This is a genomic window from Brevundimonas sp. DW-iso22 (assembly GCF_058725425.1).
The window spans coordinates 67,689-81,428 of the sequence record NZ_JBZXEB010000003.1 but is presented as its reverse complement, the minus strand read 5'-3'; the positions used below and the strand labels follow the sequence as shown (position 1 = coordinate 81,428).

At 65.1% G+C, this 13,740-nt stretch carries 7 protein-coding genes and 1 tRNA gene; 5 read left to right on the top strand and 3 right to left on the bottom strand.

Annotated elements, in window-relative coordinates:
* Positions 1 to 8: 8 nt before the first annotated feature.
* Entirely contained in the window at positions 9 to 893 is an 885-nt protein-coding gene (locus AC4PRM_RS03950; RefSeq protein ID WP_492038872.1) for a lipid A-modifier LpxR family protein, read from the top strand.
* Between the two features lie 94 nt (positions 894 to 987).
* On the opposite strand, the gene AC4PRM_RS03945 is transcribed toward AC4PRM_RS03950, so the two are convergent.
* Positions 988 to 2,757, bottom strand: coding sequence for a gamma-glutamyltransferase family protein (locus AC4PRM_RS03945; protein ID WP_492038871.1), 1,770 nt, complete (start codon positions 2,755 to 2,757; stop codon positions 988 to 990).
* Positions 2,758 to 2,916: 159 nt separating this feature from the next.
* Here AC4PRM_RS03945 and AC4PRM_RS03940 point away from each other — a divergent pair.
* The 4 genes from AC4PRM_RS03940 to AC4PRM_RS03925 all read left to right on the top strand — a co-directional run bounded on the left by AC4PRM_RS03940 (position 2,917) and on the right by AC4PRM_RS03925 (position 8,832).
* A tRNA-Arg gene (locus AC4PRM_RS03940) sits at positions 2,917 to 2,993 on the top strand.
* A gap of 211 nt (positions 2,994 to 3,204) precedes the next feature.
* Positions 3,205 to 3,999, top strand: coding sequence for an ImuA family protein (locus tag AC4PRM_RS03935; RefSeq protein ID WP_492038870.1), 795 nt, complete (start codon positions 3,205 to 3,207; stop codon positions 3,997 to 3,999).
* Positions 3,884 to 5,470 (top strand): Y-family DNA polymerase, encoded by a 1,587-nt coding sequence (locus tag AC4PRM_RS03930; protein WP_492038869.1) that lies wholly within the window; start codon positions 3,884 to 3,886, stop codon positions 5,468 to 5,470. The genes AC4PRM_RS03935 and AC4PRM_RS03930 overlap by 116 nt, the downstream gene beginning before the upstream one ends.
* Positions 5,467 to 8,832, top strand: a complete 3,366-nt coding sequence (locus AC4PRM_RS03925) for an error-prone DNA polymerase (RefSeq protein WP_492038868.1) — start codon at positions 5,467 to 5,469, stop codon at positions 8,830 to 8,832. The genes AC4PRM_RS03930 and AC4PRM_RS03925 overlap by 4 nt, the downstream gene beginning before the upstream one ends.
* A 237-nt stretch (positions 8,833 to 9,069) precedes the next feature.
* Here the strand turns inward: AC4PRM_RS03925 and AC4PRM_RS03920 are convergent, their stop codons facing one another.
* Both AC4PRM_RS03920 and AC4PRM_RS03915 read right to left on the bottom strand, forming a co-directional pair.
* The gene (locus tag AC4PRM_RS03920) at positions 9,070 to 10,959 is read right to left on the bottom strand and encodes a BCCT family transporter (protein WP_492038867.1); all 1,890 of its coding nucleotides are present in this window, start codon (positions 10,957 to 10,959) and stop codon (positions 9,070 to 9,072) included.
* A gap of 336 nt (positions 10,960 to 11,295) precedes the next feature.
* Positions 11,296 to 13,740, bottom strand: coding sequence for a putative bifunctional diguanylate cyclase/phosphodiesterase (locus AC4PRM_RS03915; protein WP_492038866.1), 2,445 nt, complete (start codon positions 13,738 to 13,740; stop codon positions 11,296 to 11,298).

Here is a 13,740-nt window from a genome sequence, read left to right as displayed (position 1 = left end):
TCCCGTTGATGCTGAAAACGACGGCCATTTCAGTAACAACCGCTGCGCTTTTGGCTATGGCCTGCGCGGGCGTGGCGACCGTTGCTACGGCTCAGGAGGCCGTCCGGCTGGCCGATCCCTTTGCCGACGGCGCGGACCGGCCCGTCACGGTCTCCGATCTTCTGACCCGACTGGAGCGCGACGGATCCGTCGCCGCCTTCGACGCCCCCATCACCGATATCGAGCCACGCTGGGTCGCCAGCGTCTCGCGTGCCGATCGTGCCGAACCGCGGGCGGTGGCGGAACGCGACGTATGGTTCTCGGGTGGCGGCTTCGACGACCGGCTGCGCCTGCGCACCGAAGGCTCCATCCGCCGGGCCGATGGCGCGCCCGTGCCGCCTGGGCCGCTGGACCGCGCGGGCTGGGACACCGAACATTACGACGTCTCCTATGTTCGCGGCTGGACCGAGACGCTGGGCCAGACGGGCTCGGGACTGGACGTCACCTTGACGCCCCATGTCGGCGTCGGCGTCGGCAGCCGGGGCAATTCGACCGAGGCGGGGGCGACCCTGCGTGTCGGACGCAATCTGGATCGCCTGGTGCCCGATGGCACCGAGGCCTTTGGCGAGCGCCCGCGCTGGTATGTCTATGCCGCCGGATCGGGCCGGGCCGTCGGATACAATTTCGCCCGCACGCGCGATGGCGACTATGCCCGCTCGGGCGTCAGCCACGACAGCGGCAACTTCCTGGGCGACGCCTCCATCGGCGTGGCCATGCGAAAAGGGGCGGTCCAGAGCTCCGTCGGCCTGATTTACCGCGAGATCGAGACCGAAGGATTTCGCGCCGGCCATGGCGTCGATACCGATGTGTCCGAAGGCGTGATCGCATTTCAGTTGTCGATCAAGCCGGAGTAGGGGTCAGGTTTTAGGGACTAGGGACCAGGGACCAGGGCAGATAGCCGAAGGCTCGGAGTCCTGCTTGTCTTCCCTGATCCCTCATCCCTCATCCCTAAAACTTCGCCACCCCTTCCCGCCGGTCGTCTGCCCCGCCGTCCCAGCTCCAGCCGTCCGCACTCTGCCGCCATAGCCCGCCGTGCAGGCCGGAGTTCTCGCTGGCGTTGGGGCGGATGACGACGCCCTCAGCGGCCATCCCCTCGCGCACAGCCGCCGGGAACCGCTCGGTGTCCGCCCCAAACCCATCGCCCTTGGCCACCAGATTGGGCAGGTCGAACGCCGCCTGGACCGGCAGGCCCCAGTCCAGCCCGGCGATCAGCGCCTTGGCATTATAGGCCAGGATCGACGAGCCGCCGGGCGATCCCAGCGCCCCGATCAGACGGCCGTGCTGATCCAGGATGATCACCGGCGACATGGACGAGCGCGGTCGCTTGCCCGCCGCCACCGCATTGGCCGCGGGCTGGCCGTCTTCGCGCAGCGGCTCGAACGAGAAGTCCGTCAGCTGATTGTTCAGAAAGAAGCCCGCCGCCATCCTGCCCGAGCCGAAGATGCTCTCGACCGTCGTGGTCATGCTGACCGCATTGCCCGCTGCGTCCACGACGACGAAATGCGAGGTGCCAGCCGGTTCGCGCGTGGCATCGGGCCCGGCGAAGACGCCGCCCGGCGGGGTGCCTGCCTCGGCCGCGCCCGTCAGACCTGCCGCCAGCGACGCGCGCTCGGCCACATAGCCTTCGTCCAGCAACCCCTGCACCGGCACACCGACGAAGGCTGGGTCGCCGACGTAGCGATCGCGGTCGGCATACATCACCCGCTGAAGCTGGGCGAAGGCGACCCAGGCGTCGGCATCCTCCGCCCCGCCATCGATCGCCGGTGTACGCTCCGCCATGGCCAGCAGTTGCAGGATCGCCACCCCACTGGACGGCGGCGGCGGCACACAGACCACATAGACCCGGTAAGGGCGGCACAGGGCCCCGCGTTCGATCGGCTGATACGCTGCGATGTCCGCCGTCGTCAGCGCCCCCGGGCGCGGCCCCTCGGCGAGGGTGGCGGCAATCTCCTCCGCAATGCGACCACGATAGAAGACCTCAGGCCCACCCGCCGCCAGTTCGGCCACCGTCTGGGCATAGGCCGGGTTCTGCAGCACATCGCCCGCGACCAGCCGCTGGCCATCCGGTTTCGTAAAATAGGCATTGGCCCAGCGCGACCGCGCCTGGCCACGCGGCTGGGCGATCATGCCGGCCAGTCGCGGACTGACCACAAAGCCCTCGCGCGCCAGCCGCTCGGCGTCACCGAACAGGGTGCTCCACGGCAGGGTTCCATGCTCGGCCTGCGCCATGCCTAACATCGCCACCACGCCCGGCGCGCCCGTCGATCGACCGCTCAGCACGGCGTCCCCGAAGCCCAACGGCTGGCCATTCTCATAGAACAGCTCCGGCGTCGCCGCCGCCGGGGCCGTTTCGCGCCCGTCATAGCTGGTGACCTCGCCCGTCTCCGCGTCGAACACCATCATGAAGGCCCCACCGCCCAGACCCGATGATTGCGGCTCGACCAGCCCCAGCACCGCCTGCACCGCCACCGCCGCATCGACGGCCGAGCCGCCCTCGCGCAGGATCTTCATCCCCGCCTCGACCGCCAGCGGATTGGCCGCCGACACAAACGGCCCGCGCGCCTGAGGCATGGTCGGGACAGACGGGGCGTCTGCGGCCGGAACCCGTGTCGCCCCGTTCTGAATCCATTGTCCCGTGTCGCTCGCACAGGCCACAAGAGCCAGTGTCAGGGCTGCGACAGCCAGAGGTCTGGCCAGGCGGGAAAGGGAGGATGGCATCAGGCACTCGCGAAGACGACCGGGGAGGTTCGTCTCAACTTGACGCCTGCGCCTCGGCTTAGAAACCCCCGATCGAAACTTGCCGCGAAAACCGCGCTAAACCCCTTGCCCCCTGCCCCCACCTCCGCTAGGAAGCCGCCTCGCCGTTCGCGGCCATGCGCGCCCGTAGCTCAGCTGGATAGAGCATCAGACTACGAATCTGAGGGTCGGACGTTCGAATCGTTCCGGGCGCGCCATTTTCTGATAAATAGCAGCAGCTTACCCGTGCTGATCAGTAGGCTGCTTATGTGGTCGGCTTGCAGCGAACCGACCGCCGCTCGCTTAATTTCCTGAAATTACAAAACGACCAGGCCTCGATTTGGGTCTGGTGCTTGCGCGCCAAGTTTTTGGCTCTTGACTCTCCATATCGAGAGAGAGGCATATGTAGGAACATAACAGGAACATGCGTTGTCTTCGGCCCTTCAGATCGAGCAGTTGAAATCCCGCTTGGCCAAGCTGTCTCATCATGAGACCGGGCCCGAGCCGGGACGATTCACGCTCGGGATGGATCGTGTCGATGCGTATCTGGACCCCGGACCTTGCCTCTTCTGCCTCCACGACATTCATGCCGAAACCGCCGCCGATGCTGTGGCCGCCAATGCCTTTGCGCTGGGTCTGGCGTCTCGTGCGACAACGGAGAGGCCCCTGGCCTGGGTGGTTCAGGCATTGGCTTGCCAAGAAGCGGGGGCCCTGCATGGGCCGGGGCTGCACGAGTGGGGCTTGCGACCCGAGAACGTGCTGATCGTGCGAGTACGAGACGCTACGGCCATGCTGGCTGCGGGCGAGGAGGCCTTGAAGAGTGGGGCTGTCGGAGCCGTGCTGATGAGCGGTTGGGGCGAAGCCAAGGCCATGACCCTGACTGCCAGTCGGCGTCTGGCTCTGGCGTCACGGGCGGGGCGAAGCACAGCGTTCCTGGTCCGAGCGGCGGCGGCGGCTTTGCCCAGCGCGGCCGAGACCCGCTGGTCGGTGCGCGCGGCCCTGTCGACGGCGCTGGAGGCCGGGGCTCCCGGCCGCCCCGCCTTTGTCGCCGCCCTGACCCGCAGCCGACAGGGGGCCGCCCCCGCCAAATGGACGCTGGAGTGGGATCGTGAGACTCGCGCATTTGCAGAGCCCGCGCCGCTATCTGGCCGTCTGGTTTCCGTTCCTGTCGTCGGATCGGTTGGGTCGGGAGGAAGCGCGACAGGGTTTCGCCGAACCGGGTGAACGCGCCCCGCCAGACGCCGTCGTTCTGGTCGAAAAGGTCCGGGGCGCCCTGCGGCTCGCCGCCCTGAACCTGGAAGCCTGCGCCCTGGGACTGACGCGCGGCATGACCCTGGCCGACGCCCAGGCGCGGACGCCCGCCCTGCGCACGGTCGTGCATCGGCCCGACGCCGATGCGGCCCTGTTGACTCAGGTACTTGAGGATTTCGGGCGGTTCACGCCGATGGCGGCGATCGATGGCGACGACGCCCTGATCCTGGACGTCACCGGCTGCACCCATCTGTTCGGCAATGAGGCCGGGCTGGTCCGGGCGGTGGAAATGCGCGCCGCTCTCATCGGCCTGAGCGTCCGCACGGCCCTGGCCGGCACGCCCCCGGCCGCGCGAGCCCTGGCCCGGTTCGGACGGGGAGGAATCCTTGAAGGCGGTCAGGACGCGGCAGCCGTCCGAGCCTTGCCGATCGCAGCCTTGGAGCTGGACGAGAGGGAGCATCAGGCCCTGAATCGGGCGGGCCTGCGAACCTTGGGCGATCTGGACGACCGCCCGACCGCCTCACTGGCCGCGCGGTTCGGGACCGACCTGCCGGTACGGCTGGCGCGTATCCTGGGCCGGGAGGACGTGCGGATCACGCCGCTGCGGCCGCCCCCGGCCTGCGTCGTTGATCGCATCCTGTTCGAGCCGATCACCCAGACTTCTGATGTCGAGGCGGTGATCGGTGACTTGCTGATCGAGGCCATGGCCTGGCTGGACCAGCGGCGGCAGGGCGGGCGGGCGTTCGCGGTGGCCTTTTTCCGCATCGATGGGGCGACCCGGCGGATCACAGTGCGAACCGGGCAGGCGACGCGCGACGCCACCGGGGTGATGCGGCTGTTCAAGGAAAGGCTGGCGGCTCTGGCCAGTCCGCTCGACTCCGGCTTCGGGTTCGACCAGTTGCGCCTCTCGGTTCCTGTCACCCAAGCTATGGCGTCAACGCAGACGAGGCTCGAAGCCAAGCCGCCAGATCGCAATGGGACGGGTGCCGAAAACTTGGACCGGCTGATCGACCGACTAACAGCGCGTCTGGGGCCAGAAGCGGTTAGCCGGTTCGAACCGGTGGAGTCGCATCTGCCTGAACGCGCCACGCGTCTGGTCTGGGCTGGGCGTCGCCGGGGCGAGACCACCTGGCCCGCGCGCGATCCAGAATCCCCGCCTCAACGCCCGTTGCAAATGTTCGATTCACCCCAGCCGATCGAAACCATCGCTCTGGCTCCTGATGGACCTCCGGCACGGTTTCGCTGGCGGCGAGTCACGCATCAGGTTGCACACGCAGAAGGTCCCGAACGCATCGGCGGCGAATGGTGGCGTCGGCCGGGACATCGCACGCGGGATTACTACCGCGTCGAGGACCATGAGGGGCGGCGATTCTGGCTGTTTCGTGCAGGCTTGTATGGCGAGGTTCCCGAACCGCGCTGGTATATCCACGGTCTGTTCGCATGACGGACGTCACTTCTTCCACCGCCTATGCAGAGCTGGCGGCAGCGAGCAACTTTTCGTTTCTACGTGGTGCCTCGCATCCCAAGTCGCTGGTTTTGAGCGCGATCCTGCGGGGCCACACCGGTATGGGTCTGGCGGACAGGAATACGGTGGCGGGTGTCGTTCGAGCCTGGAGCGCGCTTAATACTCTGCGAGAGGAGGGATTGTCGCCACCCGAGAAAGTCCGCGACGGTGGCGGGCCGGGCGAGACCATCTTCGTCGAGGACACCATGAATGATCCGGCCCTATCAGACCTGGTAAAGGCGCGGGCACAGGATTTTCGCCTGCTGACGGGTACACGACTGGCCTTCAACGACGGGGCACCCGACATCGTCGCTTATCCCGAAGATCGGGCGGGGTGGGGGCGGCTGACGCGGTTGCTGACCTTGGGCAACCGCCGTGCTGTGAAGGGCCAGTGCGATATCGGCTTGGCTGACCTTCTGGCCGATTCGGAGGGGTTGCTGCTAATCGTCATGCCAGAGCGTCGGCTGGAGGGCTTGCCAACCATCCTGAAACGGCTGGAGGCGGCGTCGCCCGGTTCGATCTGGCTGGCTGCGGCGATGCTGCGACAGGGCGACGATCGGCGTCGTCTGGCGCGGTTAAAGGCGATGGCTCAGGCGGCCGATGTACCCCTGCTGGCGGTTAACGACGTGCTTTATCACGATCCGTCGGAGCGCGATCTTCAGGACTTGCTGACCTGTATCCGAGAGGGGGTAACGGTCGAGGCGGCGGGGCGACGGCTGCTGGCCAATGCGGAACGACACCTTAAAACCCCTGCCGAGATGAACCGGTTATTTGGGGATGCGCCCGAGGCCCTGGAACAGACGCAAGTTCTGCTGGCCCGCGCCCGGTTCGACCTGAAAGACCTGACCTACAATTATCCGCAGGAACCGACGCCGCCAGGTCGTTCATCGCAGGAGTATCTGGAGGAACTGACTTGGAGGCATGCCCAAACCCGGTATGCCGACGGCATTCCAGACAAGGTCGTCGACCTGTTGCACAAGGAACTGGCCTTCATCCAGGCTCAGAATTTTGCGCCTTATTTCCTGACCATCCACGACATCGTGCGGTTCTCTAATTCCAAGGGAATCCTGTGCCAGGGGCGAGGGTCTGCTGCGAACTCGGCGGTCTGTTATGTGCTGGGCATCACCTGCGTGGACCCGGCCGAGAACGACCTGTTGTTCGAACGCTTTCTGTCAGACCACCGAGGAGAGCCGCCCGACATAGATGTGGATTTCGAGCACGAGCGGCGCGAGGAAATTATCCAGCACATCTACGAGCGCTATGGCCGCCACCGCGCGGGCATCGCCGCCACCGTCATCCGCTATCGCCCCAAGAGCGCCATCCGAGAGGTCGGCAAGGTGCTGGGCCTGACCGAGGACGTGACCGCCCGCCTGGCCGCCAGTCAGTGGGGCAGCTGGGGTGCCGAGATCGGAGGCAAGCATGTTGAACAGGCCGGGTTGGACCCTGCCAATCCGATGATCGGGCGGGCGGTCGCCATGGCGACGCGGCTGCTGGGCTTTCCCCGCCACCTGTCCCAGCACGTCGGCGGTTTCATCCTGACCCAGGACCGGCTGGACGAACTGGTCCCCATCGGAAATGCAGCCATGCCGGATCGGACGTTCATCGAATGGGACAAGGACGATATCGACGACCTGCGGCTGATGAAGGTCGATGTGCTGGCGCTGGGGATGCTGACCTGCATTCGAAAGGCGCTGGACCTGATGCGCGATCACGAAGACGCGCCCTATGAACTGCACACCATCCCGACAGAGCAGATCGATGTCTACGATATGCTTTGTCGGGGCGACTCGATCGGCGTGTTCCAGGTCGAGAGCCGGGCCCAGATCAATATGCTGCCGCGCCTGAAGCCACGTACATTCTACGATCTGGTGATCCAGGTGGCGATCGTGCGGCCGGGACCTATTCAGGGCGACATGGTGCATCCGTATCTACGCCGGCGCGCCGGCGTGGAGGAGGCCGACTACTCAAAACCCGGTCCCGGCTACAATCCGGATGAACTGAAGGAGGTTCTTCACAAGACGCTGGGGGTGCCCCTGTTCCAGGAGCAGGCGATGAAGGTCGCCATGGTCGCCGCCGAGTTCACATCCCGGGAAGCCAACGGCCTGCGAAAGGCCATGGGCACCTTCCGAGGCGACGGAACCCTGTGGAAATACGAGGGCCGGATGGTCACTCGCATGGTCGAGCGCGGCTATGATCGCGCCTTCGCCCACCGCTGTTTCGAGCAGATCAAGGGCTTCGGCTCATACGGTTTTCCGGAGAGCCATGCGGCCAGCTTCGGCAAGCTGGTCTACATCTCCTCCTTCATCAAATGCCGCTACCCGGCAGCCTTCGCCTGCGCACTGCTGAACTCCCAGCCAATGGGGTTCTATGCACCGGCCCAGATTGTGCGCGATGCCCAGGAGCACGGCGTCGAAATCCGGCCTATCGACGTCAATCTGAGCGACTGGGACAATAAGCTGGAGGGGCCACCGGGATCGCTGGCGCTGCGGCTGGGCTTTTGCCAGATCGACGGATTCCGCAAAGACTGGGCCAAGGCCCTGATGGCTGCCCGCAGCATTTTGTTCGAGGGTGTCGAAACCTTGGCTCGGCGCGCGACCCTGCCCGGCGCGGCGATGCGCAGACTGGCGGAGGCCGACGCCTTTCGCTCGATCGGCCTGGACCGACGCGAGGCCCTATGGGCCGTGCGCCGCCTGCCCGACGACGCACCTCTGCCGCTGTTCGCCGCGGCCGACGCACGCGAACTGGGCGAGGAGGCCGATGCCCGACTGCCCCTTATGGCTCTGGGCGAGCATGTCGCCGCCGACTATCAGACAACCCGCCTATCGTTGAAGGCGCACCCTATGGCGATCCTGCGGCCGATCTTTGCAGCGGAGACAATGCTGACCTGCGCCGAACTGGAAACCAAATGCAGCGGCACCAAGGTTCGCACCGCCGGCGTCGTCCTTGTCCGGCAGCGCCCGGGAAAGGGCAATGCCATCTTCATCACCCTGGAGGACGAAACCGGCGTCACCAACCTGGTTCTGTGGGCGCGAATGTTCGAAGAGTATCGAGGCGTCGTCATGGCTGCCCGGCTGATGGGCGTCGAAGGCGTGGTCGAGAAAAGCCCGGAGGGCGTCGTTCATCTGATGGCGCACCGGGTCTTTGATCGCTCTGTCGAACTGAACCGACTATCGGACGGGCACTGCCCGGAGATCGCCCTTTGCCGCGCTGACGAAATCGTGCGTCCGCAGTATCCGCGCCACCACGGCCACACGCATCCCCGTAACGCTCGGATAATGCCGGGATCGCGCGACTTCCATTGATGTCGCTGCGCGAGCGTGCCTCCAGCCGCTATCAGAAAGCCGACGAGATTTGTAACGCGCCCCGCCCTCCCTAAACCAGCGTCGGCTGTCACTGCCTAGGATGGCTGCGCCGAGAAGTTCCAGAAGCACTGCGGACGGCTGGATGAAGACATGTGCGCCGGTCAATGGAAGCCATCAGCGCCCATATGAACTCGCAGGCAGGCGCACACAGGGTTGAGGGGATCGGGTCCGTTTACATCAGACCGTCCGCCAGCGATGCAGATGGTCGAGGACATCGTTGACAATCTGCGTCTGGGTGAACCCCGTCACATCCCGGACGCGCGCGACATCGTCGGAACGCGCCGTCATGCGCCATTCCTTGGCACGGTGACGTTCGGGAGCCTCCAGTGCCGTCAGAGCAGGACGAGGTCGCTCACGCGCTTCGAGATGGTAGTGGAAGGCGGTGCCGGCCCCTGAAGTGGCCAGAAGGGACAGGCCCGTTGCCTCGCGGCTAACCTCGGCCTCCAGACCCTCCGCCGCCAACCCTTGGCGCACGGTCTCAAGCGCTGGTGCGCCCACCTGATCAATCTGCCGTTCGATGTCACGTCGGGTGGCCGGAGACAGTATCCGCTTGAGCTTTTCTGCGAGGGGAGGGCCCTCGGTCTCGACGGTTCGGCCGGCGACGTCAGCGTTCATCTGTCGGACCAGCCCGGCTGCCAGGAGGATCATGATGACCGCAAACGGCAGGGCAGCCACCAGCGTCGCCGCCTGCAACGCACCCAGTCCTCCAGCGAGAAGCAACAGGGCCGCCGCCAGCCCTTCCAGGGAACACCAGTAGACCCGCTGCCAGCGCGGAGTGTCATCAGCCCCGCCGGACGCAATGGTGTCGATCACAAGGGAGCCCGAATCCGCCGATGTGACAAAGAAAACCGCCACAAGCGTCACCGCCAGCGTCGATGTAATCGCAGTCCCGGGAAGTTCTTCGAAGAAGCGGAACAGGGCGGTCGACAGGTCTGCGGTGACCGCATTCGAAATGGCACCGGCCGCGACGCCCATGTCCAGGCTGATGGCCGTGTTGCCGAAGACCGTCATCCACAGGAATGTGAAGCCGGTCGGCACCAACAGGACGCCGATCACGAACTCCCTCACGGTCCGGCCGCGCGATATCCGGGCGATGAACATCCCCACGAAGGGAGACCATGCGATCCACCAGGCCCAGTAGAACAGCGTCCAGTTCGCCATCCACCCCCTGGGTTCATAGGCGTAGAGATTGAAGGTCCGGACGAAGAAATGGTCCAGATACAAGCCGAAATTCTGCACGAGTGCCTTGAGCAGGAAAGCCGTCGGCCCGAAGGCCAGCACGAACAGCATGAGCAGCACCGCCAAGACGAGGTTCAGCTCCGATAGTCGCCGAACGCCCTTGTCCAGTCCCGTAAGGACGGACGCGGTCGCCCCCGCCATCACCAGGACAATCAGTCCGACCTGCATCCACGGTGTGTTCGGCAGGCCCGTCAGATAGTTCAGCCCTGCATTGATCTGCGACACGCCCAGACCCAGGGAGGTGGCAATGCCAAACAGAGTCCCGCAGATGGCGAACACATCCACCGCATCGCCGATCGGACCGTCGATCCTTTTGCCCAACAGCGGTGCCAGACCAGACCGTAGCGTAAGGGGCAGGCCTTTGCGGTGGGCAAAATAGGCGAGGCTCAGACCGACGAGCGCATAGATGGCCCAGGCGTGAACGCCCCAGTGGGTGAAGGTGATCACCATCGCCTCGCGCGCCGCGTCGAAGGTCTGGGGCTGGGCTTCCGGAGGGCTGGCGTAGTGCTGGATCGGTTCGGCAACCGCAAAATACATCAGGCCGATGCCCATGCCTGCTGCGAAAAGCATCGCCAGCCATGAGAGGTAGGGGAAATCGGGTTCCGAGTCGTCCGGACCGAGCTTGAGCGCTCCGGTCGGGCCGAGGGCCAGAAACAGGACGACCATCAGAAAGCCGGCCACCGAGGCGACGTAGAACCAGCCGAACGTCTCGATCACCCATCCCTGGGCCGCCTGAAACAGGCGGTCGGACTCTCCGGGAGCAGCAATGGCTACAGCGAGCAGGAGCCCGATAATCAGGCTCGCGCCCCAGAAGACGCGTGGGTTCATCTTGGTTCTAGGCATGGTCCTATAGTGTGACATCTGGCCCAAGGTTTCCACCGCAGCCGAAAGGCCCTGGCCGATACGGCGTGGACCCTGCTTCAGGTGCATGAAGTGGCCAGCCCATCGTTCGGAAAGCCTTATGGTGTCGCCCGGTTCTTATGAGAGCCCCCTCCCATGCCGGCTTGCTTCAGGATACGGCGAACGAGTTGACCGCCTCCCGATATTGGTAAGGGTTCCCCGGACGTCTTCTGCCTGGCTGTGTCGAACTTCTGGTCTTCCTCACTGGTCAAGTCCGAGAAGGACTGACGCTACCGGTCTTCTCCGGGAGCGCGGCCGTGCAATTCATAAAGCCAGCGACTGTTTCGAGCGTTCGGGATTGAGAGAAACAACGTCAGCCTTGTGGTCCGGCCAGCTCTCTGAAAGGGCAGATCGGCTGTGCTCTACGAAGCTTTGTAGCTTCGCGAGCGGCAGCGGCCTCGATACCCAGTAGCCCTGGATGACGTCGCATCCGAGAAGCGTCAGGCACGAGGTCAGTTCTTCGGTCTCCACGCCTTCGGCTACAACAGACATGCCGAGACCATGCGCCAGATCGACCGTGGATTTCAGGATGAGCCGGTCCCGCTGACTTTCCAGTGCGTCGACGACAAGCGAGCGGTCGATCTTCAGCTCGTCCGCATTGAGCATCTTCAGATAGCTGAGCGACGAGAGGCCCGAGCCGTAGTCGTCAATCGAGATTTTTATGCCCGCCGCACGGAAGGCGGCGAGCGCCTGTTTGGCCAGACCGGGCTGCTGTATCACGGCCGTTTCGGTGATCTCGAAACACAGAGCGGCTCCGGATGTCCCGACCATGTCGAGGACCCTGGCTTGAAAGACCTGATCCGCAAGCAGACGCCCGGAGATGTTCAGCGCGATGACAAGGTCCTGCCCGCCCAGGCGGAGCACTGCGTGATCCGTAAGTGCCTGCGTGATGCTCCACTCGGTCAGGACACGGATCTGGCCGGTATCCTCAGCGATAGGAACGAACAGATCGGGAGAGACAAAGCCGCGTTCCGCATGCCGCCAGCGACAGAGGGCCTCGACCGACCGGATCACACCGTCGGCAGTGCTCATCTTGGGCTGGTAGTGGAGCGAGATGTCACCGGCGGCGATCGCCTCGCGCATCTCTGACATCAGGGCCAGATTGTTTTCGGGCGTGCCCTGCCCGTCATCGTCATAGACCACGCCGCGATCGTCCGAGGCACGGGCGGAGTTGAGTGCGGCCGTCGCGCGCTCCACCAGCGCCTCTGGTTCCAGCTGACCGCCTCGTTCGAGGGCCGCACCCAGGCGAAGGAAGATATCGATGGAATGATCCCCGACGACGAAGTTGGTCTCAAGTCCCTTGAGCCGTGTGAGCAGTTCGGCGAGGCCGGTTGCGCTCAGATCCGTTCTCGCGAACGCAAGAACAGAGCTGGAAAGCTGGGTCACCCCTCCGGTGGCACCGAAGGCTTCCAGTCGGGCCGCGAGCTGGACCAGCACGGCGTTGGCGACGTTATAGCCCACCACGCCCCGCATCTCGGCGTGTCGCTCCACCCCTACGGTAATGACGGCAAGCTCTGCATCAGACGAGGCCGCCCAGGTGTCGCCGATGATCTTCAGCAGGGCCCGGCGGTTGGGCAACTCGGTTTCCGGCTCGTGCATGGCCAGGTGCAGCAGGCCCGCCTCGCGCTCGGCGACGATGGCCCGCTCGCGCCGTTCCAGCTCGACGCGTGTGCCCCAGATGGCAAACAGAAGCTGCGTCAGCATCAGGGGGGCAGGGTTCAGGCTGATCGGAGAGATTGCCTGAAGCACCACGGGCCCGATCAGGATGGTTGCCGCAGCCAGGGCATGGACCTGGACCAGTCGATGGAGCGATGCCCCGCCGTCGCGTCGCGGCAAGAGGAGGCCACTCACAACAAGGCAGAGCGCGAGCAGAAGGCCCGGGTGAAGCCCCACCAGAGCCCGGCCGCCAATCAGGCTCTCGTAAGCGAGGCCATGGATGTAGACGCCTGGAATGAGACCCGCCGGCGTGGCGAACTCGTCCCCAAGTTCGACCGCAGTAGCGCCGATGAGTACGACCCGGCCCGAAACCAGCGTCCTGTCAAAGTCGCCGGCCAGAACGTCCTCGAAGCTCAGATGCGAAATCGTCCGGTGGTCGACCCCGAAATCGATATCGAAGCTTGTTCCGCCACTGCGTCCTGCGACGACCGCCGCCAGCGACGGCTGGGATGCTCCCGATGGTGTGACGTCATAGCTTCTGACCTTGCCGTCCACATCGACAGGTACATTCACAGACGCCAGCAGCGCATCCTGGCGAAGGCTGGGGATGGGCGTGTTCTCGCCGACCGCGCTGTCCCTCGATCCGTAAGATTCCTGCTGGAGGAAGTTGGCCAGAACTACCTGTCCCGGATGACGCGAGACTGCGGCCGCCAACTCGGCGTCGGCCGCCGTTTGCGAGGGTGCGCTGAAATCCACGTCGAACGCCACCAAGGTGGCTCCTGCCTCGACCAGATTGTCGATCGCGGTCGCATACCGCTGCCGGTCCCAAGGCCAGGCTCCCGCCGCCTGAAGGCTGCGCGAGTCGATCTCCACCACAGTGAGGGTCTGGCTGGCCTCGCGGTCAGTCAGCCTGAAGCGAACGCCCGCCAGGGCGTCGCTGACGGGGCGCAGAAACCCCGACAGCAAAGCCATCGACACCACCACGATGATCAGGGTGGCCCAGAACAGGTTGACCGAGCGAACTCCGAACTCTCTTCCCGCGACGGTAATCAA